Raw genomic sequence first — 24,501 nt, forward strand, 5'->3', positions numbered from 1 at the left:
TCCCCAACATGCAGCCGGCTTGACTCCATTCCGTTACTTAATGCATAATCTCCAACTCGATTTTCTCCGCCCACAGATCCATGTTTTCAGCAATAAAAGCCCAATCGAAATCTTGTGGTTTTAACGAAGTAAACAGTTCCTTGACGGACTCATTGGCTTGCTCAACCGCTTTCGTATTTGCCGGCATGGCATTGAACTCAGCCGCAAATCCCCCTTGAACTTCGCTGGATCCGAGCCATTCCACGAACCGCTCCGCCGTTGCCTGCTTCTTCGTTCCGTTCACGATTGCCGCATGTTCCACGACCATAGGTACGCCGATTTCCGGGCTGACAATGCCTGCTTTCACGTTATATTGCTCTTCCTTCTGCTGCAGGGTTCCGGAGACGAGCGCTCCTAGCGGCGTTTTACCGCTGGCCAAATTGGCATAGAAGTCTTCGCCCTCGACTGCGCTGACGCCGTTGTCATACAATTGCTGAATTTCATTCCAGCCTTCCTCGGATATGCCGAGATCACCATTTGGATCTTGGAAGCGGGTCAGAATCCCCGCTACAATAAGGCGAGGCGTATTTTGTCCAAGCAGCGTAGGAGCTTCGTACTTCCCTTTGTACGCATCGTTCTTATAAAGATCCGTCCAGTCTTTTGGCGCGGTATCGGCCGTGAATTCGTTCGGGTTATAACCAAGGAGAATCGCTTGCTTCACAAGACCATGATAGTAGCCTTCCGGATCGTTTAAGCCCTGCTCAACATCGCCGGCCCAGCTTGGAACAAACTTAGCCAGAGCGTCTTCCTTTTTCAAATTCTCATAAAGCATATTGTTTAAGCCATATACGACGTCCGCGATCGGGTTGTTCTTCTCGGCAATCAAGCGGTTCGTCAAGTCGGCGCCGCCCGCTCCGACAATTTCGATGTCAAAGCCCGCACCTTTCGCTTTCTCGATCAGCCATTCGCCGCGGCCGTCAGAGTTCGCATTCGTGTACACGATCAGCTTTTCATTCTGGTCTGGTTCCGTAGACGACGATTCCGATGAAGCCGGTGTTCCGGCCGACGCTCCGGACTCCGAAGTGCCACCGTTTGCATTGCCGGCATTGCTGCCGCCTCCGCAAGCCGAAACAATCACACACATAATGAGAAGTAGTGCCATTGAAAGTTTTCTCATGATTCCCTTAACTCTCCTTTGATCGTGTCATTTTGTTTGGTTTAAATGTTGATGATCAACCCGTCATATGCCGGTAAAATCCCGGCGGGGCTGAAGATACGGACAAAATCCTCATGTAGCAGCTTGGAATTATGGCTAAAATGTGTGACGACGATTTGGCCTTCAGGCTTCAGGATATTTTCTTTTTGGAACTCGCGCTGGACTTCCAGCACCGTTTCCACGCACATATGATTGCGGTCGCGGGCATTCCCTGTATATCCATGCGTGCAGTCGAGGATGGCGCAATCCAGGTTTTTGCCCTTTAACCATGCCCAAGTCGCATCCGGGAACCAGCCCGAATCATGCCCGTACAGCAGTTTTTTTCCTTCCTTTTCAATCACGTATAATAGACAGGTTTCCATCCGGTCATGATCGGCCAGCAATGGTGTTACCCTTGCATCGCCCATAGCAAAGGTCTCATACGGGCGCAACAGATGGAATTGATACCTTTGACCTTCAAAGCGGCCGATGGCGGCACGCGTGTGATGCATCACGGTACCATTCCCATAGATGTGCATCGGATGCTGGAGGCCGTGCGCAATCCCTTCCCTGCGGCATTCCAGATCCGCAGCATTGTAATGGTCCGAATGCGAATGCGTGACGAGCAGGTGCTCAATTGCCCCCAGATCGATATTGTCCCGCAGCGCCTGCATATAGGAATCCGGGGAATAGTCAAATTTGATTACATCGTCCATGATGGCCGAAGTTCGTGTACGGATATTTTTTCCACCAAGTTCCCGTGCCTTGGTACAATGCTCGCAGCGGCAAAATGCATTGGGAAAGCCCTCTGCCGCTGCGGTTCCTAGAAAGTGAATTTTCAAAGTCATTTCTCCTTGCCATGCAAACTGTAGTGATCCATTTTAGGTCCTGGACAGAACGGATTGTCGTTCTACAATCGATGTTTGAATTTTAATGGTGATTGGATTCTCGTTGGAGTTGCCAACGCGTTTCATCAGCAATTCAACGGCCGATCGAGCAAGCTTCTCGGTATCTTGTCGAACCGTCGTAAGCGGGGTTGGAATATATGCCGCTAACTGGATATCGGAGAAGCCGACGATGGACAGCTTTTCAGGAACCGGAATACCCATCTGCAATGCGGTATGAATGGTCGAGATGGCGACATGGTCATCCCCGCACATGATGGCCGTCATCCGGGGGTTGTCCTGAATAAACCGCTCCTGCTCCGGATCGAGCTCATTAATACGTCTGGTATCGCAAGCGACGCTTCGAAAATGAATGTTCTGGTACTTGACCGGAATTTTATGGTCGAGCAGCGCTTGGATATAGCCTTGGTACCGCTCCTTCCTGCTTGTGATATGATCGATCGCGTTCGAAGTGTATCCGACTTCCCGGTGCCCCTTCTCGATCAAATACTTGGTCATTTGATAAGAACCCATATAGTGGTCGTGATACACGCAATCGATCTCCACTTCATGAAAAATACGGTCGATGATCACCAGCGGCAGTTTGCGAAGCTTTAATCGCAATACTTGATCGCTGCAGGTCTTCCGCCCCTGGGGAAACAGAATGATACCGGTAATTCCTCCTTCGGCCAACCTCTCCAGACAGAGATCCTCATCGTCGCAATCCTTCGTCATTTTCAGAATGAGGTCGCACCCGTGCTTTCGCACTTCAGCCTCGGCGGCGGCGATAATCCTGGAAGTGTAATCGGACAAATGGGGCAAGATGAGCGCGACCTGTCCGAACGGCCTCTCCACGTTCGGCGCCGCCACGGTGCCCTGGGTAGAAATCCCTGCATCAACCATCAATCCTTCTTGAGGCTGGGCAAGGAAGGTCCCTCTTCGGGGCAGGCGGTACACCAATCCCTGTTCGGCCAGCTTTTGAAGCGCCAGCTTACTTGTCATTCGGCTCACGCCGAACAGCTTGGCAAGCTCTCCTTCGGATGGAACCGGATCATGGGGCCGCAGCCTGCGGCTCTTAATGATCTCGATCACCTGATCAGCCACCCGGTGATATAATTGATTCTGTTTAATCAAACGTACATCTTTCATCAAATTATCCCTCAAATCATTGAGTCGACTCGTATCCGCAAGGGATCTAATTTGACGTTAAGTTATGTCACTGACATATTCAATGATATATATGTAAAATTCTCGTAAATTCTATGTTAAATCGCAATTCTGCGTTCCTATATCAAGTAATACATATCAGTGATATATGATTCGCTTCACATATTAGAGCTTTAAATCGGTGATTTCACCATAATCGTTAGCAAATGAATGGGATAATGCCTCACCCCGAGTAAAAATGTCAAATGGTACACAAAATAGCCGCCAGTCTAAGCCTGGCGGCTATTTTTAACCTGATCCCCGTTCACGCACTGCCCATTAAAGTCTATAAGTTCTCTGACTGCATAATCCCTTGGTCTAGCTGTATTTCTGCCTAAAGCGGTCCGCGATCCAGTGATTGATCTCAAACAAATCGGCCACAGGTTCTCCTGTAAATGGAATGCGAGGCATGTAGCTGACCGGACCGAACTCAGGGGTTACCGTGAAGTACGGCTTGCCTGCTTGGCTGCAATGCGCCCAAATCTGTTCCCACCAGCCTTCGAACCTTGCCAGTTCCTCCCCATATTCAGGTGCTGCCGGATGAGGAACCTGTGGTCCGTTAACATATCCCACTCTTCCATGAGTATGCTTAGTCCGCCTAATCATAAAGGCCAGATCCTCTTCTTGATCATGAAGCAATGATTCGCAGACACAGGTAAAGTGGCTGAAATCCGCCGTGATTTTCAATTCCGGGAATTGTTTCAGCAGCTTCACGGTTGCGCGAGGAGTGAACATGGCGCGTCCTCTATGGGTTTCATGCGCCACGTCAACGCCCAGCTTCTTTTCCATGCTTAAAGCGAACTCAAAAAGTGAAAACTGTTCTTCCTCAGTCAAGTAATCTTTACCGGTTTGGGAGTTTACGAAGATCGGCGAAAACTCCAATGCATGCTCCAATTGTTCATGATAAACTTCCTTATGATTGCCATAAGTTGAAATCTGAGGGATATATAACAGCTTGAACTCTTGCAGCAGCTCCTTAAATTCATTCTTGTCAGCATCATTCGGAAGCCCTGTTTCAATACCTTGATAGCCGTTCAGATAAGCTCGCTCGAATTTCTCTCTTAATGTCCCCTCCATGCCCCAAAAAGCATGAAATAATTGCAGCTTCATCATAATCCTCCCTAGATTTAATCGTCCTTCGTCATCCCCATCGGCATCATCATGCCATTGTCCATTCCCATCATGGTCACGCTATTCGAATCTTCTTCCTCATCAGATAAGAACACCTCGGTACCGAATACAGGCTCGGCGTACGGGAGATGCGTGCTTCCGCGCGCAAGAATTTGGCGGTAATTACCCGAATCCCCTTCGAATCCGTCATGATCCCAAGGAACCCAAGACCGGGCGTTGCAGTAATGGCACACATAAGATCGGCGGTAACGGTCCGAAGTTCGATTGGGATAAGAGCGGTGGAACAGGTGTGAATGGAAAAACAGCACGTCACCCGGGCTCAGAATAACCGGGATTGGCGGCGGATAGCCCGCGACTACCTTTGACAGCGTATTCACATTATCGTCTATATGGCTGACGTTCTGGACCCTGTTCAAATCCTCAAACGCATCCACTGCATGAACGTTCCCTCCACCGATTCCATCAGGCGGATACACAGGTTCGTGATTCGACCCCGGAACGACCCATAAGCAGCCATTCTCCTCATCCACTTCTTCCAGCGCAATCCACGCTCCAATCAGTGTATCGGGATGCGTCTTGATGTAACAGGAATCCTGGTGCCAGCCTTGACCTCCCTTCCCAGGCGGGTTCAGGAAGAGCATGGACTGAAGAGCATAGACGTCGGGGCCGATCAGTGCTTCTGTCACATCAAGAATTCGTGGATGGAGCATGCCTCGCTCAGCCGCCGCATTCAGCCGGGACAGCATATGAATCCGTGTCGCCTTCGCGAATTCCTCCTTGAGAGGATCCGTGCTGCCAGCATCCGCCGTCTTGTCCGGCTGAAGACGGTTGAGCCTAGAATCCTCCGCCAGCTCAAACAATTCGGCGATATCATCTTTTGACAACAAGCCTCTAACAATCAGATAGCCTTCCTTGTGATAGTTCGTATATTCCTTCACACTAACCAAATAACGATTGTCCCTGGCGCGTGATTTCGGGACGTAAAATTTACCCATAATCTGAATCCCTCCGTCATTATGAATGTACACATTCATTGTAGCCGCGCCACAATCGTGTTCTCAATGGTCTGAAACCGGAAAACGATGTGTTTATTTGATCTAGGGCTTGACTAGGATATAACGATTAACCGGGTAAGGTGTGCGCGAATCCAAGAGGTCGGCCGTATGACGAAATAATGGATCATTGCAGCGTTTTATATAATCAGAGGCCGTTATACCCCGAATCCGTTTATACATTTTAGAGAAATGGTGCTCATCCCCAAAGCCAACCGAAAAGGCAATTTGTTTGACCGAACCTGCTCCCCTCAACATCAATAACTCTGCGCGGCGCAGCCGTCTTTCCAGCAGCATACGTTTCGGCGTCATACCCAGGGACACAACGAACACGCGGGTGAAATGCTCATGCGACCATCCGGATCGCGCCGCGATTTCTTCGATGGTAATAGGCTCGCCCAGATGCTCCTCCATGAATTCCAGTGCCTGTTGAATAGGGACTGGCAAGGGGAGCACGCTCCCTTCATCTGGACATCCAGAGTAAGACGACAGTTCTTCAAGCGAAGCGGCAACAAGAACAGCCAGCCGTCTCCGCCAATAAGGAGATTGGTGATTCGCAATCCAAAGCATCTTCTGCATCATACCAGCAACAAGCGTATGCTGGTTGGAGGGAAACCGATTGCCCTGGCTAAACAGTGACTCGTACCTTTCATTCTCTTCCCGAAGAGCTGCATAGTCAAAGTGGACGAACATATGCCGCACATTCTTCTCCGCGCAGAAACGATATGAATGCTGTTCTCCTGGACGAGTGAAGATGAAACAAGGCTCATCTAATAGAAAGGCTTGACCGCCTATCTCATAGACTGTTCCAGAACCGTCGGGGAAGTAAACCAGTTCGTAATCGTTAATGGTTCTCGGACCGAGTATGAAACCGGCCTGGATAATAATGTCGCCGACGTTATGAACTACCGGCCATTCTTGCTCAGTCATTCCTCTCTACCGCCTTCCTCCCTGCTTTTGTCTGTTGTTGTATCGATTGTACCAAAGGTCTATGGTTAACCATATATCTTCTTTTCATATTCGACTAAGTATATATGGGGTTTTAACAAGAACATTTATCGTTAAAGCACAAAAAGCCGCAGCTTCGCGGCTTTTTAGCGTATTTTTTCTTGTCAAATGGCTCTTTCTTGCTTATAAAATGAAGTCCAGACTTTTCCTATTATCGATCCATCTACCGGATCTGGCTAGGCTACTCTTGGCAAACAGGGCCAAGACCAATGGTGGAAACATCGATGGTTCGGCCACCAGGGCGGCTGACCGTTAGATGTCGTGGGTTGATGGCGGACGTATCAGGCCCTGGCTCGGTATCAGTCTTCTATCGCCTGATAGACCATGGTCCAGAAGTCGTGGATAAGATGCGCCGAATCCGGGGTGGACATTCCGACTTGAGTGAGCAGGATTCCGGTGAGTTGTTTGTCCGGGTCGGCGTACGCCGAGGTGCCGCTTCCACCGTCCCAGCCGAACTGGCCGATGGAAGCATAGTCGCCGCGGTAGGTGCGTACCGCCATCCCGAAGCCCCAGCCGCCGTGCTGCCCTTGGCCATGCGACAAATGGACGTTGTTTTTGGCCAAGTCGTCTCGGAATGCTTGCTGCTCGGGCGTGAGGCGGTTCGTGGTCATCAGCTCGACGGCGGGCCGGGACAATATCCGTTCGTTCCCGTGCATCCCTTGGTTCAGCAGCATCCGTAAAAACGCGTCATAGTCGTCGACGGTTGAGAGCAGTCCGCCCCCGCCTGCTTGGAATGCTGGCGGCTTACTGTAGCGTCCGCCTGCCGCCTCATCCCACACGATGAACTCTCCGGTCTGCGGATCAGGGACGTAGGCGGGCGGCAGCCGGTCAATCTTGCCTTCGGGCACGTAGAAGCCGGTATCCTTCATCCCCAGCGGTTCAAAGATGCGTTCGCGCAGGAACGTCTCGAATGTCTGACCCGTGACCCTGGCAACGAGTACGCCGAGCACTTCGTTGCTCATGTGGTACTGCCACCGCTCTCCGGGCTGATAGCATAGCGGGAGCGTACCCAGGCGGCGCATCCATTCATCCGGCTCAGGCATCTCCTGCCCTGGCGTGTCAAATAATCCATTCTCGAAGATCGCGTTTTGGATCGGAGAGCCCATTAGTGTCATATCCACTCCGAGCCCGAACGTAGAAGTCAACAGGTCCCGGACGGTGATCGGCCGGCGTGCCGGCACGGTTTCGTCCAGCGGGCCGTCGGGCCGTTTCAGCACCTGCCGGTTGGCGAGCTCGGGCAACCACTTATCTACCGGGTCATCCAGATGCAGCTTGCACTCGTCGAGCAGGACCATCACCGCCGCGGCTCCGACCATCTTGGAAGTGGACGCCATCCGGAAGATCGTGTCCCGGCGCATCGAAGCGCCACCGTCATGGCGCATCGTACCGATCGCTTCAACGTGCGTCTCCCCGTTCCGGCTGACTAGGGCGACGAGCCCTGGAATCTTTCCAGAATCGACATGCCTTGCCAGCACGTCGCGCATTTTGCGCAGCCCTTTTTCAGTAAATCCTTTGTTGCTATGTCCCATTGCAATCTCATTCATTTGATATCCCTCACTTTAATTTTTTTTGTAAATCCCATTGTTTTAAACTACACTTTCGCCCGGCTTTGCGTTTTCCATTTGTCTTAATAAATAACCGTAACCTTGGACAAATCAGCCTCCAGGCCTTTAAGCGCCGCATAGGTCAGCTTATCCATCGTTGCGCCGTCAAAGCAGACGGTTTTGATGGCACGGTAATACTTCTTGGACAACAACGATCCTTGGAAAGACGAATTCTTGATTACCGCGCCCTTGAACGAAACGCCGTTCAACCCTGCTTTGTCAAACTTGACGCCGATGAAGGTTTGGCCGTCAAACACCAGCCCTGTCAGATCGCTATTTGTGAAATCTACCCCGTCGAACATACAATTTTCAAAGATGGTGTTTCTAAGATCGGTCATCGTCAGATTGACGTCGGTCAGTTTGGCGTCCAGGAATTTTGCGCCGGCGAACCTCGACTTACTGAAGTCGGTGCGCACAAGAACCGTTTTATTGAAGCTTGCATGGGCCAGGTCAAGGGTGGACAGGTTGCAGTCCGTCAGATTCGTGCCGTCAAAATGGGTACCGTGTACATCGCTGCTCTTAAACGAACTGCCGGTCAAATCAGCGCCCGAAAAGTCGGAACCGGAGAGCGAGCTGCTTTTAAACTGTCCATTATGGGCCGTAACTCCTGCAAAGTCGCTTTTCGCCAGATTGCTTGCGTTAAAGTTTGTCACTACTTGCCGTTCCTGCGAGTTAGAGGTTTTGGTTTGATTCATGAATATCCACATCTCCCTTATAATTAGTTTTCGAACTATCACTTTGAATCCGGATCACCTATTCATACCAACCGTTGGTATGAATAGGTGTGAAAATAAGCTGCCTTTCGGCAGTTTAGTTTTCTTTGCTGACTTCTCTCGCTGACACTCGAAACAATTCCTCGTATCGTTGATACATTTGCTCATCGAACAGATCAAGCCCCAGGCCTTTCAATATTTCATCGAAAAATCTTACCTTATGCAGCATCATCTCGGGCGAAGCCTCAATGACCTCCGGGTTTAGCCAAATATTGGTGAGAATCACTAGGACTTCGCTAAGCTCCTTTGGATAGTCGGTTCGAATCGAGCCGTCTCGCATTCCCTGCTCGATGATGGGCTGGATATAGACGGGTACGGCATTTTCGAGGATGTTCTCGATCTGGGCCGCCAGCAGCTTCGGATTGCGCAAGAGGTTCGGCCCCACCGATGCCAGTTCGTTACGGGCAGCATTGTCGAGAGAGGCTTGGGAAATCTTGCGGAGCTTCTCCAGTCCGTTCAGCCCTTTATCATCCCGGATGCCGGACAGCATCTCGTCAACGCCTTTGAACGCATGATCGATGACGGCCTGCCAGATCTCTTCCTTCGATTTGAAGTGATGATAAATCGCTCCTTTTGTCAACCCACCCAGTTCATTGATGATATCCTGAATGGAGGTTTGCTCGTATCCTTTTTGCATGAACAGATTAAGCGCCACGGTTAGAATTTGGTTGATGGTTTCTTCCGGATATTTATTTCGTGCCACTTGCCCTCTCCTTTCATACATTCGGTTGGTATGTAACAAATATATCCAATCATCCGTTTGCTGTCAACCCCCTTTTTGAAGTTTATTTGATTTTAGTTATTCATTGCCCAGTGTTATTGGCTTCTGTATTCAATAGAAGGCGCGGATACGCGGCTATACCACCATCTTCAGACAAAAAAAAACCACACCAGACTAGGCGGGGTTTCTGTTTGATACAAATTCATCTTTCAATCTCTGCTAGTCCATCATCAGTTCAACAACTTTTTTTGCGAACGCAGCATAGGATTCGATCAGATCCGGATTTCGATCAATGGCCCATCGAAGGTTATCGAACGCGCTTAATAGCAGCAAATGTCTCATATCAGCTAGGTTTTCTGCACTTATGCCGTACCCGTCTAGAAATGCTTTGAATTCTTCCATATTTGGATTTCCGTCTAGCATTTGGCACCGCATCAGCCAAATCATATCCCCATGCGGTACCGTTCTTACTTCTGCATTGCCCCAATCCAATAATATGACTTGTCCCGACTGATTGATAATCGTATTCTTCAATGAAAAGTCTCCATGGATTAAACCGAAACGGAACCTTTCTTTCTTCAAATTCTCAAACAGTTTTCGCACTCTCTGCGATTTCGTATGATTAATTACTCCAAGCTCAATCAACCGATCATTCTCCGTCAAACTATTGATATTATACTGCACATATCCTAGCCAACTGCCGTCCGATCCTGCGTGGGAAGGGGAATGAAACTCACCATGGACCGGATCTATTAGATTTTCCCCATATCCCTTCACTGGGATCGAATGAATAAGTTTGGCATATTTGCCAAGCTGCCTCCAAACATCGGTCTTGAGAACCGTACTATCTGCCCCGTTGTCTCCCTCAACGAAAGCTTGAATCATATATGCGGTTTCATCAATTACACCAATAGTCAACACTTCAGGTCCGGGAATACCAATTGCGGCAGCTTGTTCAATACACCATTTTTCTTTCACATAGCTTGGAAATGCAGCTGAGTCGTTCATGCGAACTACGACTTTACGACTCTCTGTTTCAACTACGAAAACCTGATTTACGATGCCTTTTCCTATGATCTGGTAAGATGTTTTTATTTCTTCATGAAGAAAATCGCTTGCAATTCGTTCTGCTTGTGCAGCTACAGAGTCTCCCACAGTTTTTCACCCTCTAAAGTGTCGTATTTCGAATAGATTACCACACTTTTTTTGGAAAGTACGTTTATAACTAAACTATCCTTGTGCGTTAACTTAATGAGATAGCTGGGGGAACCTCCCCGCCCGGATACAATGTCGAGCAGGACAAGCGTTTCGGCTGTGACAGCGGAATACCCGAAGGGATCTCGCTCAGATCCGCAGGCATGCTCGAATATATGGACGCGGTTTCACTGCTGTATATAATGACTTGCTCTGTATGGCTGCCCCATAGGTCAGCATGGACGGCATAGCCCTCGGAAGGAAATTCCACAACCGCGTTCATATGACCGTCATACAATGTCGGGAAGATGCCCCCACCGCGCCGGTATGCCAAAATATAGTCTGGCGCGCCATCCGCCCACCCGCTCAAAGGCTCGATAATCGTAAGCCAGCCGGGTGTCTTGCGGTCTTCCTTCCACACCTCTTGTCCGCTGCTGTCAAGCAGGAACAAGGCGTCCTTGCCAATTAAGCCCTTCCCGTCGTCCTCTCTCACGACTCGATCCAGCCCGGCAATTTGCATTCCCGGCAAGTCGCTTCGGAAGCGCCCGAGCGCGATATGCTGTGACTCGATTGAGCCTTCGTAGCGCCATAATTCCTTGCCGTAACGGTCATACATGACTGTTACGCTGCCTCCGATTACAAGCTCAGGCTCTCCGTCGCCATTCACATCACCGATCCAAATGCAATCGGCGTGATCATCCAAATCACGGCAGCTCCATAACGGCGTGCCGTCATGGTCCAGCAGCGTATAGCCGGCCATCACTTCGTCGTATCCATCACCATCCAAATCATATGCCCAAGGGAAGTGGCCGGGGTTGCCCTCGTGCATCCAGAGCAAATTGAAGTTCCGGTCCATAGCCCACATGCGATGATAACGATCCTTAAGAATGAAATCTCGCCCATTCGGGTTGCCTGTCAAATTCGCAATGATAATGCAGTCGTGCGCCTCAGGGTCCGGAAGCTCATGGGACGATCTAACGCTTCCGTCGTGCCCATTGATGACAACGAGTCGGCTACCCATAACGCATAGCACCTCCAACCGGCCGTCTCCATCGATATCGACTATTTGTGCCGGATAATCCGATCCTTGGCTGCCTGCTCCCGGATCCGGCTTCCCCGTTTGCCAGAGCAGATCCCCCTCTAGATCAAACGCAGTGAGGCACTGCACCTGATGGGGAATATAACGCACGTCTTGGCGGTTGTCGGGCTGCACGAGCAGCATCTCCATCCGGCCGTCTCCGTTTAAGTCGCCGAGCAGCATTTTACAGCGTGGACCTGCCGCCCGTATATCCAGCTTGCCGATGAGTATAGGTTCTTTGATCATCTCTTGGTTCATCCAACTTCCCTCCATTCCTCTCTTCTTATTAAAACTTGATTAACTCGCCGCCTTTCACTTCGAAGATCTCTCCGTCCACGTTCAACCAGACGTTTAACGCTGAAGGGTTGTAAACAAAATCCAAGTCAGCTGCAAACTTCAGCCTTTCGAATGCCTTGGCGTAATCGACAAGCTCAATGTTCGTACAATACCAAATGTCCGGATTGCCCCCAATATAGGCGCCGAACTTTTCCATAAGCTCCCAATTGTTATCGTTATCGAACTCGTAGCTGTGGCCCCATACGTACATCAGATACAGATATTGCTTTTTGTGCAAGCTGACGAAGGTTTCCGCATGCTTCATCAGGTCACGATTATGGTGGCATGTCGGCTTCCATTCCAAAAAGTCATCCGGCATTCCGAAATGTCCAGTGCTGTCAACGACTCTGGCATACTCCATGCCGAGACCTGGCAGCATTTCTTTGATTCTGTGGTTGTAAGAGCCGTTCGGATACGACATCCCACGCACCGTATAACCCACGATACGTTCCAGATTTCGCCGGTCTTCCATGATTTCGTGCACGATTTGCTCGTTCGGGCAGCGAGCGATCGTAGGATGAGTCAGCGTATGTGCCGACACCTCGTGACCTGTATAGAGCGTTTTGACCTCATCTGTACCCACCTTGTCATGCGTTCCGAGCAGTCCGGAATTGATATGAAAAGTTCCTTTAAGCCCATATCGGTTAAACGTGTCTACCAGCCGCCGATCGGCGAATCGGCCGTCGTCGTAGCTCATCGTTAACGCTTTGTGCCGCCCTTCCGGAAAGCACATCAAAATTTTCGCCATCCTGTTTCCTCCTTAGCGTATATACTCCACAGCAAGCATACTGTAAATTCCCTTCGGCAATGAGTGGAGCGCAACTGACGGATAACCTGGTTTCACTGAGAAGCGGCCTGTACTTAAACAGATCATTTGCCCCAACAAACAAGTCAACAAACATGGATGACCACCCGCGGGAACATCAGTTGCGATCACGTATACATACACGAGGTAAATATAGATTTGGGGTAGGGACCTTCGCCCAATCGATATCGGAAGCAAAATAAAAGCTTGTGTAGCAGGGCTGGTTATAGACCACATTCTGCCATGCGACACCGGTTCTGTACTGGGCATCATGCATTAACGTATACAATTTCCGGTCGGTTACCTCAGTGCTCAGGTAGATCCGAATCGCCGAGCTATCCTTTGTTCGTACTAACAGCTCTTCTCTCCAATCTCCGAAAACGTCAGCGACAAGGCAAGGATTTCCCTTCGTTCCGTTATTGGTAACTGCACCTTCTGCCGTAAGCAGCCTGCCTTGTTTCCAATCATCGATTGTAACAGGCTCGTTGAAACGGCCGCCTATCATCTGTGTTGTCATGTTGGCCGACCACTTGATGCTCATGTTCGTGCCCGGAATCTGTTTTGCCATTTGGTCTCCTCTACATGTCATCAAGCCGAATGCTCCATCGCTTTCATAACCCTCGCTGCACCATGTTTGAAGACCCCTTTGGTTCGGATCAACTTGCCCGATCATCCCGCGCCCTACGTCATCGGTGGCGAAGCCACCGTATAATACCTCGCCGGTTGACGCATCACGCAGCGTATATCCGTATGGTCCCGAGGCACCGCTTTCATGCACCATGAAAATCTCCAATCCCTGCCGGTCTGGATCAATGTTCGCTACATGAAGGGCATCGCCGTGACCAAGCTTGGCGATTTTACCGGGCTCCGTGCTTTCCGGAGGCATTACGGCCCGGGAGCTGTATAAAATGGATCCGTCATGGTCGATGGTCGCCGCCCCGTAAATAATTTCATGGCAGCCGTCTCCGTCCACATCTGCAATGCTTAAGGAATGCGCCCCTTGTTTAGCGAGGCTGCCAAAGTTCTCATTCCGGCCGTCCTCCAGACGGAGCGTATCATGAAAAGGATTATTCATCGAAACCCAGCCGCTGTCAACCAACCAGTGCTCCTTAAGGCGCGTGCCGTCCCAGGAATAAGCTGCGACGGCAGCCCGGGTATAATAACCGCGAGCAAAGATCGCAAACGGTTTTTTCCCGTCCAAATAGGCAACTCCTGCTAGGAATCGATCCACGCGGTTTCCGGGCTCGATGCGATTCCAAGCATAATCCCCCCACATCAGACCGTCATCATGCCGCCCCGGCTTATAGGGGATCGTCTCCAATTCTTCGCCTGTTTGTCCATGGAACACGGTTAAATATTCTGGCCCTTCAAGAATGAAGCCCTCGAATGACCGCAAGTTGTTGCGCCCGCTCCGGCCGGGAGCGTATACGTCAAGAAAATAATCGGCCAGCCGCTCCGCATCCTCCTGTGACAATGGATACTTATAGCGACGCTCAATCCCAAAGCATTCTTCAAGCGTAGAGGGCCAACAGCCTGTCACTACCTCTTCATGCAAGTGCCAGCTCATAAACATATGGACAATATGCTTATAGTAGTTCGCGCTGGACATTCGATAGTCGTCCTGATGACTATACCCTGCAGCCACATCCTCCATAGGCATGGTTATATAGGTTTCGGAGGATACTCTTCCTTCCTGATCGTACCGTATGACCTTTGTACCGGGTGCTGTCTTGAACATCAACTCGGCTTTTCCGTCTCCGTCAAAATCATACACCAGAAATTGTGTATAGTGAGCACCCGCCCGAATGTTCACTCCAAGCCCAATCCGGTAGAGGAGAGTTCCGTCCAGCTTATAGCAGTCGATATATACCGGACCGGTGTAGCCGGAATGCGATACATCCTTTGCATTGGACGGGTCCCATTTTACAAAGTACTCATACTCACCGTCGCCATCTACATCCCCGACGCTCATATCATTTGCCGCGTATGTATAAATTTGGCCAGTTGGCGTGACACCGTCAGCCGGTTTTCGCAGAGTTAATTCATAGTATGGACCCACCCAGGGAGTGACATCGGCACATCGGTCGACTTCCTGTCCGTCCACAACGGCACAAACATAATAAACCGATGTTAACGTCCCGCTGGGGTCCAAATAGTTGGTGCTGTCATGAACAGCTGCGATAAAGTCGCCACAACGATACAGGTTGAAATTGGTGCCGATCATTCCGTTACCGCTATAACCGGTCACTTCATTCCCGAGCAATCTCCAGCTGAGAAAAATCCCTTCTGTTGTCGCTGCTGCAACCAACCCCCGGTCCAGAAATTCCATTTGTACCCCGGATGTCTTCTGTGCATCAAACTTGTGCTGCTCATGGACGGTTTTCATAAATCGACACCCCTCCTTAATATGAACATCTATCCGTTATCCTGTTCTCCCGTGTTGTTCATTTCGATAACTGCGGAAAGTAAGGCAAGCGCAAGTCCCTGCCCCCAGCCCTGGGCCCATTTTTTATCCACTTCGAGATAACCCCTGATATCGTTCATGACGGCAGTTCCACCGGATACGTTAAGCACCCGTCCGCGATCGGAAATATTAGCCAGCACGCCCTTTAACGCCAGCTCTACATGTTTGGCATGAAGCGGATTATTCTGCATCACCATTGCCGCGGCAATGCCAGCCGTGGCTGACACCTCGCCATAAGCTTCCGGGTAGTCGAGCACGGTGCCCCAGAGGCCGTCGTCTTTCTGCAGCTTTTTGATGGCGGCAAGCTGGTCTCGCAGCGAGCTTATAATATGCATAAATGGAGGGTACAGGTAAGCTTGCGGCAGCACATGTCCCACGCGAGACATCGTATAGGCCGCCCAAGCGTTGGCGCGCGCCCAATACATTCCTGACATATGATCCTTATTAAGGTGGTTATATCCGTGATACCACAGGCTGGTATTCTCGTCCTGCAAATAATGAATATGCCAATAAAACTGATGAAGTGCATCGTCAATAAGCTGCTTCTCCCCAAGCACCACACCTGCGCGTAATAGGAAATATCCCGCCATAAACAGGGTGTCCGCCCAGCATTGCTCCGGAAAATCGTTTTTAGCCGACACCGTGTGCTGGAGCACACCGTCACCGAAACGCAGGGCGTTGTTCTCCAGATAGTCCACCTTGCTCATGATGATATTGAGGTATTTCTGATCCTTCGTCTGTTCGTAAAGGGTAAGCAGCATATGTCCCATCGAGCATGTGTTGACCGTCCATCCCGGAAGTCCTGCTTCGATATATTCATCGCACCACTCTATCATCCGTTCCAAATATGCTTGCTCGCCAGTCACTTCAAAGGCACGGCTGATCCCGTAATAAGCGACGCCGCACGGCCAGTCCCAAGTCAGATCCATGCCGAAGGTGTAGTCTGCTACTCGTTCGACAGCTAGCTTCAGATCTGCATTAGCGATAGTTAACTTCAATTTGCAAAGCCTCCTTAGCCAAAGCCCCTACTGAGATGGAAGTGGCTCCGGCAGTAATTATGGAAATAACGGTGTAAACTACGATTTAATTTCGGCATATACGGTTAAATTCGCGTATTCTCCAATCATAGGCGCCATCTGGCGGAAACCGAGCTTTCCGCCAGCGATCGGAAGCCCGTACGTCACGCCGTCGTCTTCCCATGAGAAAAGCGGAAGATTGTTAACGGCAAACGTAATGCGATGTCCGCTCTTAACGATCAGCATCCGGTATGGTCCGACTGCGTCCTTGACACCTGGAATAGGGTCGGCACCTTGCGCGACCAGGTGGAAACCGTAGCTTTTACGCAAATTGCATGTATGAAACTTCCGCTCCTCCGCCCATTTCCTCCGGAAGTAAGAAACGTGGAAAACGTTCATTTCGCCGTGATGATACTGGTCGTATTCACCAGTCCGTAGCTTGATGGAAGAATCGAACAAATCCCGGCCTTCCGTGCCGCTTGCACTAAAAAACATAATCGCCAGGCCCGGCTCGCGTACCGGCCAAAAATCCCATGAGACGGCGGCGTCCGCCGGAAAGTCCTCCGGGCACCACAATACGAAATTGGCTCGCTGCCCCTCCGCCTCGTCGCGAACGCTTTCGAGCCGCATACGTCCCAAAGGAAACGTGATGGCTCCATCTCCCTCCATTCGATAATCCGCGACATGCTCGGGCTTGGCGAGTGGGTTTGCATAAATCGCACGCCAACTTTCGGGAATCAGCGGGCTTTTAGCAGTATGCACGACCCCTGTTTCGGTTGGTTGATCTGTTGTCATCGTATTCACGCTCCTTTCTTCCCATGTCTGGGTTAGCGCGCATGGGCGACGAGCGATAACCGAGCTGCATTACACATTAGCTTCCTGGCGGGACGAGTCTACATGGTCAGGTAAAGAATCTGGGATCAGTTCCAGGCTGATGATCGTGTTCAAAGACCATTGCGACGCCTCATTCGTATTCATCCAGTCAATCTCCTTCAGCTTGTCGACGTACGTAACGTCAACGGCGTCTTTTTCCAGGTCTGTGGTTGCAAAAGGGTGTCCCAGCAGCGTCGACCAGGCAAAATCGGCTGTACGTCTGTCCTTACGGTACCAAGCGCCGTAAGCGACGAGGGCGAGCGTCAGGACTGGATGCTCAAACCGCTTTGTGCTGATGGCGCCGCCTGTGAGTTGATCCTTTTCTTCCTGCGAAAGATTATAGAAAACTCCGAAATCGGCCATCATGTCGTCCCACTGCTTATCCTTCAGCATGCCGGACAGCTCGAACCACACCTGCGGCGCACCCATGCATAATGCCAGATGGCGCCCCCAGTTGTCGTCACCCATCGACGTCAGTAAGCCGGTATTCGGATCATAACCGTAAGTCGGACCGGAGATCAGACCGTAATTCGCCTGTTTAATGCATTGAATGCCGGTAAGCAGTTTGTCGCGGTAAAACAAATCCTCTTTGCGCTCCCAGCGGGTCATCCAGTTGGAGCTGAAAGCCGCCCAATCCGGGCCGACCCGGATATGGGTCTTATGTTCATCCTTGGGAAAATAGGCGCGCATCGGGTCGATATGGACGGTCGTATAGTCGGCATCCTTCGCCTCGTCCATCATATCCCCGATCCGCTCGTCCCCCGTTAAATAATAATAGTAGCGATGGAGTCCGGCCATGCCGATCCGGGCTTCCTTGCAGCCGCAGCCCCAATGGATGACGTTATGCCGGGAGCCGAGCCCGGCGTATTCCCCGAAATGATAGACGTCGACCTCGCTCGTATGGCGCGTCATCGCCTCCGCCATCCGGAAAATGTCTTCGCGTCCCGAGCGCAAAAACATCAGCCACAGCCACATGTTCGGGACCAGCTCCGTATTTTGCCAAGCACAGCCGCCGAGGTCATAATTCCAGACATGGCGCGCAGGGTCGTAGCTGTGCATGAAATCGCCGTAATCCCAGAAGCCGTACCAGCGCCTCTGCTCCACCTCCCTTTGGTAAAAGGCAATGATCCCGTCCAGCTTCTCTTCGAGGCGGGCTTTGGCGGGCGTTCCCCGGTCCGGCAAGCTCCAAATGCCAAAAGCGCCCTGGCTGCGCAAATAAGCCGGCTCGCATACAAGCTGCGAAGGCGAGTCGTTATAGCTCGCGTAAGCCTCCAGCTCAACCGGCGACGGCGTAAACGCCCGGCACCAAATCGTCAGCTCGCTCGTATTGCCGACGCCGTACGGAGTTGCGCGCAGCTCTTCCGCGCCTTCGTAGGAAGATTCAACATGCGTTAACGTATCGTAATGGCGCATGTCCATAACCGGCGCTTCCGGGGACCAGAACCAGGCGGTCAGCTGCGCCTCGTCCGTCGTAAGGCCGTGGGCCTCCATGCCCGAAGGATGCTTTTGCCAGAAATTGCGCATCGCAAGAGCCAGTCCGCCGCCGGGCCCACCAACATATGCAACGCCGCGCGCTCTCCGGCCTTCGCCGGATTTGATCCAGCTGCAGCCTGCCCTGGTACGCTTGGCCATCAGATAATGGTCGGCTGAGAACTGTGTCACTTTAAAGCCGTCCCAGCTTGCGGAGTCTTGCAGCAGACTCATAAAGTACTCGTCGTCCAATTCTTCGTCGGTCAGCGTTTCCCCATTGAGCTGACGCTTGAACAGCTCCAAATATCTGCCTTTTGTGCGCCGCGAATGAAGCGTTTTGGGCGATTCGCTTAAATAACCGGTATCACCGGCAAACCGGATGTGGCGGTTGTACAGCGGCCCACGGATCGGCAGGATGAAACGGATGCCGAGTCCCTTCACGAAATCCTGGTTCGGATTGCCGTCATAAAAAAACGTATGCACCATCCGGATCGACTCCAGACCCGCGTAAGCGTACAGGCGAAGCGAAAAAGGAAGCCATTCACCGGTTCCGTTCACGGCACGGTGGCGGCCCGTCAGCTTGACGACCGCTCGTACCGGACCTGCTTGCTCCACCTTCGCTTCGTAAATTTGGGATTGATAACGTTCCTCCCGGATCGTTCGGCTGCCGGTCAGCTCGCTTACGCTTTCCTTGATGGCGATCAACTCGCCATAAGAGCTTATGCTGACACCGTTTCGTTGAACATCGGCGATCATTCGGCAGCCTGTTTTCGGTACCCGAAAGGAAATGACGCCCGTGTCGATGGTAAAGCCATCCTCTGCCTCACGTACGGACAATGAAGCCGCTGTTGGTGAATGTTCGGTATCTCCCTTCACGATGGTATACCCGTGAGGGGCACCAGTCGGAAAAGCGACGGCATGCGCCGTCCATTTGACGCTGCCGTCCGGCCAATATGCAGTCGGCCAGCTTTGCAGTGCGGGTGCAGTCCCGCCCTCCAAGTGCAGCGACAGCCGGTCGTCCCGTGAAAGCTCCCCCTCCTTCCACGGCATCCCCCAACTCAGCCCAGCCGGAATATCAGCGGCTGCCTTTAACCAACGCAGTGATACTCGCGTGTCGTTCATGGAATCATCTCCTAAACGTTTTGTTGGCTTCCGTTGTTTCAACGCCCTTATTGTAGACAGCTGCAACTTTCCCGGCAATGGCACTTTCTTGATGGCATCCGCCAGGCTAAATTGCACGATTTCTCGAGAATAGCACTTTATTGCACGATAAGGTTCTCCTGGTGCTTCACAGCCCAACGCATCACAATAAAGCCGGCAGCGGTCACATCATGAACCCTGCCGGCTGCTTCTTTCGATCTGTTTATCGCGGCTTGCTTCCTAATCTGCCCGGCTAAGCTCACGATAACGGGTGGGAGTCATGCCCTCGAGCTTTTTAAAGATCCGGTTAAAGTAGCTGTGCCGATATCCGACTTGTTCGGCGACCGTGTTAATTTTCATCTCCGATTCCCGAAGAAGCTCCTTCGCTTTTTCCATACGCAGCTCGGTCAAATAATCGATAAAGTTTTTGCCGGTGACCTGTTTGAATGATTTGCTCAGGAAAAACGGGTTCGTGCCGATGTGGTCGGCGCAATTGTCGAGCGAAATGTCGTGCATATAGTTTTGTTGCATATAGATCATGGCATGCTCGATCAGCCGTTTGACCTGGCCATCCGTTCGGGTCGTCAGCTCCTTCATGAAAGGAGCGATCACCTTCACTTGGAACCATTCCCTGGCGCCGGCAGGTTCTTTAATCTGGGAAAGCTGCTCATACAGGTTGGCGCCCTTGAACAAACGATTCGGCTGAATACCGGATACGAGAATCGCATGCTGGATGGAACCCAGCAAATGAAGCATCCCCTGCTGGACATCTATCGCTTTTGCTTCCTGCACGGACAGCGCATTCTGGAATTCGACGAGCAAGGCGTTGGCATCCGCTTCCTGTCCGGTTCGAAGCGCCTGAAGAAATTCTCTTTCCAGCGTAAAAGGGTACTTCGGTTCGGACGAATCCTCGAAATTCAGCTGCTCCATTTCGATAATCTGGTTATCGTTATCGAATTTGCGGAAGCTGGCTGCGTGTTTCACGCCTTCAAATGCGAGCGGAATGTCGCTTACACGGCTGGTAGCCTGGCTGATCGCCACCGTGATCACCATGTTCAGCAACCGGTTAACCGTCTGCGCAAGCTTTTCGCAAAACGATTTGATCGTTTCTGTACATGGCTCCCCTTCCGGCAAGATGAGCAGCACCCCTGATCCAAGATCATGGAAATTGATCGTGCTGCTTTGCTCGAAATACGAATCCGCCAGCTCTTCGATCATGTTGACGGATGCAAAGGTGACGAGTCCCTCGTCGCCAAACTTGAACTTCCCTTCCATGCTGGCGATCCCGGTAAGCTGTACGTACAGCACGACAAATTGCTTGCCGCACACCTGCCATTTATACCGCTCCATCCGTGACCTCAGGTCCTCCTCCGTATAGGCGTACAAATAGCCCTGAAGGAGCTGATGGAGAAAGCTTTCCTTCACATGCGGCAGCTGCTCGAGCCACTTGGCGTTCAGCTCCCGACTCTCCCTGCTTAAATGCTGCCATTGCCGCTCGATTAGCGTAAACTCGTCCTCCCGGCCTCCGCCCGACAAGGAGGCGCTTGGCAGCAAATCCTTCATTAACCTTTTTACAGGCAAGTACATTCGGATCGATGCAAGCCAAGCAAGCCCTACTGCCAGCAGGAGAGCGCTCAAGCTGACCGTCAAAATGACTTTGGATATAAAAACGACCGGTGCCGTTATATTGGTGATCGGCGAAGCCGACACGTACAGCCAGTTATCCATGATTCGTGCGAAATAACCGTACGTGACCGCATAGGTCTTGTCGTTCCATTCATAAAGAAACGAGCCTTCCTTGTTCACGTTTGACTCGACCTCGCTCCTGACTGCCTTTACGAACGTCGAATCTATCGAGCTCCCGTTGGCGGATACGTATAGATGACTGCTCGGCTCTGTTAGAAAATTTTCGCCGTCGGCATAAGGGGTAATCGTCTGCAGCGCTTCCGCGACTTGATCGCTGTCCAAGCGGACGATCAAGGCTCCAATCGGTTTTTGGCTTCCGCCGGGAACGAGATGCACAAACGTCAATTCCCGTTTTCCCTGCTGATCGGGATCCAGCGTTAGCTGTGTCCAATACGTCGTTTTTCCTGCGTCAAGCAGTTGGTCGTATAGCTTTATGACACTTGCATCATGTAAAGCGGAGTATTCCGGATAAAACAATACCGGCTGGCTTCCGCGCAAATAGAGGCTGACGTTACGAATCATCGTATTGGAGCCCTGCATGACGAGCAGCGTATTCGTAATATCGCGGGTCTTCTCAAAATCACGCACGAAATCGCGTTCGCCGAGCGAATAATCGAAGCTCGTATCGAACGCCCAATGCGCCAGCATCATTTCGAGATTGGACAGCTGTTTATTCAGGTTCTGCGACCGCTGCTCAATCTGGTTGTTATGGAGCTTCAGCAGCTCCTTTTCCAGCTTACCACCGGCCATCGAATATACGAGAACCCCGGTAATTATGCCGGGAATTCCGGCAACAAACAGGAACATGATTAAGCTTTTCCTATAGAAGCTGCCAGATCTCCCGGATAAGCGGGCCAATAACATTTTCCATCCATTCATCGTCAGCTCACCAACCATATCTAAAATTAGTTTTGCCTTCCCTTGTTAGGCGGTCCTTTGCCTTTCAGATATGTAAGCGTATTCAAATTTAAAACCGCGAAATAAAATCGACTGTCTTAATTAGCATAACGCGGTCCTACTAATAAAACCTGCATGTTTTCAGAGTAAATTGTTTAAAAAACAGAGGAATTCCAAAAAACCGGCCATCGTGGAGTCTTGGCTACAAAGTTGCTACCGTCATTTTGCGGGAACTCTCGGAAGAAAAATTCGGATAGAGAAAAAAGAGGCCGCTGGCCTCTTTTTTCCGCTGAACGTCACTGCTCAAATGACCTCGCCTAGGATTTGGACGCTGCGTACAGCTCGTTGATTTCCTTCACGTAATCGTTGCCGCCGGATTTTTTCCACAGTTCGATTGCATCGCGCCAGCCTTGCTCGTCGATTTGACCGACGATGAATTTAATGCGCGCATCGTTAATAATATTGCCAAGCTGTTGTCCTTTTTGCGAATACACCTCAGAAATAAACGGCTCCGCCGGATTGGCGACGATGGTTTCCCGGTTTTTCATTTGAACCTCTGTTTGTTTTAAGCGAAGCGGTGTCTGGGCCACTTGCAGCCCTTTTCCTTCGGGAATGTAAGGTACCATCTGGTTAAGACCTTCGACTTCAGACTCGAGCAGCACGGAGTCCGTACTTCTTTCCAGCGTTGTATCGTCGATCTTGGTATAATGCACGCCTTCAAGGCCGAAGCTGGTCAGCGTTTGCAGGTCAGGCTCGTTCAGCTGGTCTAGAAATTTCAGAATGCGGTCGACCTCCTCCTCAGTCTTCACACTCGACTTCGGAATGGCCAATAGGCCGGCAAAACCGGAGGTAGGCAGCGTACGAATTTGACCATCCGCACCGGTTACTGCACCGAACACATCCATGTAATGCTCCCTTGAATCATTGCCCGCCGCCGCGTTCGCCGCCTTGATTTTGTCGTCGACTCGAGCCGCTCCATCGACGACGTCGATAATCACGCCGGCTTGCCCGTTAACAAGCGGATCAGTCCACTTCGCCGAATCCATGACGGCAAAATCTTGGTTGACGAGTTTTTCGTCATACAGCTTTTTCATGAACTTGAGCGCTTCGAGATATTCATCGTATTCGAACTCCGGTACGAGCTGGCCATCCCTTTCACCCCAAACGTTAGGTGCACCAAACCACAGTTTGATCTGGTCGAAGCCCGCTCCCCAGCCTGCCGTCCATTTGACCATAACCAGTCCGTACGTGTCGTCTTTACCGTTGCCGTCCGGATCCTTCTCTTTGAACGCTTTCAGCATGTTGTAAAAATCGTCGATCGTTTTCGGTTGCTCAAGTCCGACGTTCTCCAACCAATCCTGGCGGTAATAAACGCCGTTGCGGCCAAGCTCGCGCCCGCGATATACGCCGTACGTTTTGCCGTTAATCGAGGAGTTGTTCAGAATGATTTCGCTGGCCTGGCTGAGGTTCGGATAATTTTTGAGTTTGTCGGTCAAATCCCAGAACGCCCCCGATTTTACCGCACTAACGAAACTCGGGCCCTTTGAGTCCGGCACGTAAATGATTTTCGGCAAATTGCCCGAGGCAAGCGTAATGTTGAATTTATCCGCATAGGAAGCGTTAGGCACCCATTCGAAATGAATGTCCGTGCCGGTCAGCTTCTCGAGCTCAGCCGCTACGGGACTGTCGTCCTTCGGATAGTTCGTTTTAAAAATCGGGAGCATGATGTTCAGCTTAAACGCTTCTTGCGTATCTGCGGAAGCGCTTGCAGGGGGAGCCGCCGTCGAATTGTTGGAAGAGTCTGTGCCACCGTTGTTTTTACCGGACGAGCAGCTTGCCAGCAGTACGATACAAACCGTGCCTAGAATTAGAAATGTGGAAGCACGTTTCGCCTTCATTGCCTTTTTCTTCATTAAATAGCCTCCCTTTATTATTAAGATCATATTGCAAACCGCATGAGCTCCAAGCAAATCGATCAGTGCGTCGAGG

At 51.1% G+C, this 24,501-nt stretch carries 18 protein-coding genes; all 18 read right to left on the bottom strand.

Annotated elements, in window-relative coordinates; translation table 11 throughout:
• Positions 1-37 precede the first annotated feature (37 nt).
• Complete coding sequence (locus tag M4D81_RS19655) at positions 38-1,156, bottom strand: extracellular solute-binding protein (protein ID WP_260067762.1); 1,119 nt, start codon at positions 1,154-1,156, stop codon at positions 38-40.
• Between the two features lie 41 nt (positions 1,157-1,197).
• A complete protein-coding gene (locus M4D81_RS19660; RefSeq protein ID WP_260067763.1) occupies positions 1,198-2,016 on the bottom strand; it encodes an MBL fold metallo-hydrolase in 819 nt (272 codons plus the stop codon).
• Between the two features lie 39 nt (positions 2,017-2,055).
• Complete coding sequence (locus M4D81_RS19665; RefSeq protein ID WP_071219018.1) at positions 2,056-3,207, bottom strand: GntR family transcriptional regulator; 1,152 nt, start codon at positions 3,205-3,207, stop codon at positions 2,056-2,058.
• Between the two features lie 375 nt (positions 3,208-3,582).
• Complete coding sequence (locus M4D81_RS19670) at positions 3,583-4,377, bottom strand: sugar phosphate isomerase/epimerase (protein WP_260067764.1); 795 nt, start codon at positions 4,375-4,377, stop codon at positions 3,583-3,585.
• A gap of 14 nt (positions 4,378-4,391) precedes the next feature.
• Positions 4,392-5,390, bottom strand: a complete 999-nt coding sequence (locus tag M4D81_RS19675) for a phytanoyl-CoA dioxygenase family protein (RefSeq protein WP_071219016.1) — start codon at positions 5,388-5,390, stop codon at positions 4,392-4,394.
• Between the two features lie 102 nt (positions 5,391-5,492).
• Complete coding sequence (locus M4D81_RS19680; protein ID WP_260067765.1) at positions 5,493-6,377, bottom strand: AraC family transcriptional regulator; 885 nt, start codon at positions 6,375-6,377, stop codon at positions 5,493-5,495.
• Positions 6,378-6,754: 377 nt separating this feature from the next.
• A complete protein-coding gene (locus tag M4D81_RS19685; RefSeq protein WP_260067869.1) occupies positions 6,755-7,984 on the bottom strand; it encodes a serine hydrolase domain-containing protein in 1,230 nt (409 codons plus the stop codon).
• Between the two features lie 98 nt (positions 7,985-8,082).
• On the bottom strand, positions 8,083-8,754 hold the full coding sequence (locus M4D81_RS19690; RefSeq protein WP_260067766.1) for a pentapeptide repeat-containing protein: 672 nt from the start codon (positions 8,752-8,754) through the stop codon (positions 8,083-8,085).
• Positions 8,755-8,869: 115 nt separating this feature from the next.
• Positions 8,870-9,535, bottom strand: coding sequence for a TetR/AcrR family transcriptional regulator (locus tag M4D81_RS19695; RefSeq protein ID WP_260067767.1), 666 nt, complete (start codon positions 9,533-9,535; stop codon positions 8,870-8,872).
• 237 nt (positions 9,536-9,772) lie between these two features.
• Positions 9,773-10,708 (bottom strand): phosphotransferase family protein, encoded by a 936-nt coding sequence (locus tag M4D81_RS19700; protein ID WP_260067768.1) that lies wholly within the window; start codon positions 10,706-10,708, stop codon positions 9,773-9,775.
• A gap of 88 nt (positions 10,709-10,796) precedes the next feature.
• The gene (locus tag M4D81_RS19705; protein WP_260067769.1) at positions 10,797-12,083 is read right to left on the bottom strand and encodes an FG-GAP-like repeat-containing protein; all 1,287 of its coding nucleotides are present in this window, start codon (positions 12,081-12,083) and stop codon (positions 10,797-10,799) included.
• A gap of 28 nt (positions 12,084-12,111) precedes the next feature.
• The gene (locus M4D81_RS19710) at positions 12,112-12,909 is read right to left on the bottom strand and encodes a polysaccharide deacetylase family protein (protein ID WP_260067770.1); all 798 of its coding nucleotides are present in this window, start codon (positions 12,907-12,909) and stop codon (positions 12,112-12,114) included.
• A gap of 175 nt (positions 12,910-13,084) precedes the next feature.
• Positions 13,085-15,352, bottom strand: a complete 2,268-nt coding sequence (locus tag M4D81_RS19715; RefSeq protein WP_260067771.1) for a rhamnogalacturonan lyase — start codon at positions 15,350-15,352, stop codon at positions 13,085-13,087.
• 29 nt (positions 15,353-15,381) lie between these two features.
• Positions 15,382-16,428, bottom strand: a complete 1,047-nt coding sequence (locus M4D81_RS19720) for a glycoside hydrolase family 88/105 protein (RefSeq protein ID WP_260067772.1) — start codon at positions 16,426-16,428, stop codon at positions 15,382-15,384.
• Positions 16,429-16,506: 78 nt separating this feature from the next.
• The gene (locus M4D81_RS19725; RefSeq protein WP_260067773.1) at positions 16,507-17,241 is read right to left on the bottom strand and encodes a YesU family protein; all 735 of its coding nucleotides are present in this window, start codon (positions 17,239-17,241) and stop codon (positions 16,507-16,509) included.
• 69 nt (positions 17,242-17,310) lie between these two features.
• Complete coding sequence (locus M4D81_RS19730; RefSeq protein ID WP_260067774.1) at positions 17,311-19,911, bottom strand: exo-rhamnogalacturonan lyase family protein; 2,601 nt, start codon at positions 19,909-19,911, stop codon at positions 17,311-17,313.
• 258 nt (positions 19,912-20,169) lie between these two features.
• Positions 20,170-22,494 (bottom strand): helix-turn-helix transcriptional regulator, encoded by a 2,325-nt coding sequence (locus M4D81_RS19735; RefSeq protein ID WP_260067775.1) that lies wholly within the window; start codon positions 22,492-22,494, stop codon positions 20,170-20,172.
• A gap of 335 nt (positions 22,495-22,829) precedes the next feature.
• Positions 22,830-24,425 carry an extracellular solute-binding protein gene (locus tag M4D81_RS19740; protein WP_260067776.1) on the bottom strand — a complete coding sequence of 532 codons (1,596 nt, stop codon included), beginning with the start codon at positions 24,423-24,425 and terminating at the stop codon, positions 22,830-22,832.
• Positions 24,426-24,501: the final 76 nt, after the last annotated feature.

The organism is Paenibacillus sp. p3-SID867, from assembly GCF_025142895.1.
Taxonomy (GTDB): Bacteria; Bacillota; Bacilli; order Paenibacillales; family Paenibacillaceae; genus Paenibacillus_AQ.

Excerpts from the sequence above, each read along its gene's own strand:
- M4D81_RS19740 (WP_260067776.1), bottom strand. The coding sequence starts at position 24,425 with ATGAAGAAAAAGGCAATGAAGGCGAAACGTGCTTCCACATTTCTAATT.
- M4D81_RS19670 (WP_260067764.1), bottom strand. The coding sequence starts at position 4,377 with ATGATGAAGCTGCAATTATTTCATGCTTTTTGGGGCATGGAGGGGACA.
- M4D81_RS19735 (WP_260067775.1), bottom strand. The coding sequence starts at position 22,494 with ATGAATGGATGGAAAATGTTATTGGCCCGCTTATCCGGGAGATCTGGC.
- M4D81_RS19715 (WP_260067771.1), bottom strand. The coding sequence starts at position 15,352 with ATGAAAACCGTCCATGAGCAGCACAAGTTTGATGCACAGAAGACATCC.
- M4D81_RS19730 (WP_260067774.1), bottom strand. The coding sequence starts at position 19,911 with ATGAACGACACGCGAGTATCACTGCGTTGGTTAAAGGCAGCCGCTGAT.
- M4D81_RS19725 (WP_260067773.1), bottom strand. The coding sequence starts at position 17,241 with ATGACAACAGATCAACCAACCGAAACAGGGGTCGTGCATACTGCTAAA.
- M4D81_RS19665 (WP_071219018.1), bottom strand. The coding sequence starts at position 3,207 with ATGAAAGATGTACGTTTGATTAAACAGAATCAATTATATCACCGGGTG.
- M4D81_RS19655 (WP_260067762.1), bottom strand. The coding sequence starts at position 1,156 with ATGAGAAAACTTTCAATGGCACTACTTCTCATTATGTGTGTGATTGTT.
- M4D81_RS19690 (WP_260067766.1), bottom strand. The coding sequence starts at position 8,754 with ATGAATCAAACCAAAACCTCTAACTCGCAGGAACGGCAAGTAGTGACA.
- M4D81_RS19710 (WP_260067770.1), bottom strand. The coding sequence starts at position 12,909 with ATGGCGAAAATTTTGATGTGCTTTCCGGAAGGGCGGCACAAAGCGTTA.
- M4D81_RS19675 (WP_071219016.1), bottom strand. The coding sequence starts at position 5,390 with ATGGGTAAATTTTACGTCCCGAAATCACGCGCCAGGGACAATCGTTAT.
- M4D81_RS19705 (WP_260067769.1), bottom strand. The coding sequence starts at position 12,083 with ATGAACCAAGAGATGATCAAAGAACCTATACTCATCGGCAAGCTGGAT.
- M4D81_RS19685 (WP_260067869.1), bottom strand. The coding sequence starts at position 7,984 with ATGGGACATAGCAACAAAGGATTTACTGAAAAAGGGCTGCGCAAAATG.
- M4D81_RS19680 (WP_260067765.1), bottom strand. The coding sequence starts at position 6,377 with ATGACTGAGCAAGAATGGCCGGTAGTTCATAACGTCGGCGACATTATT.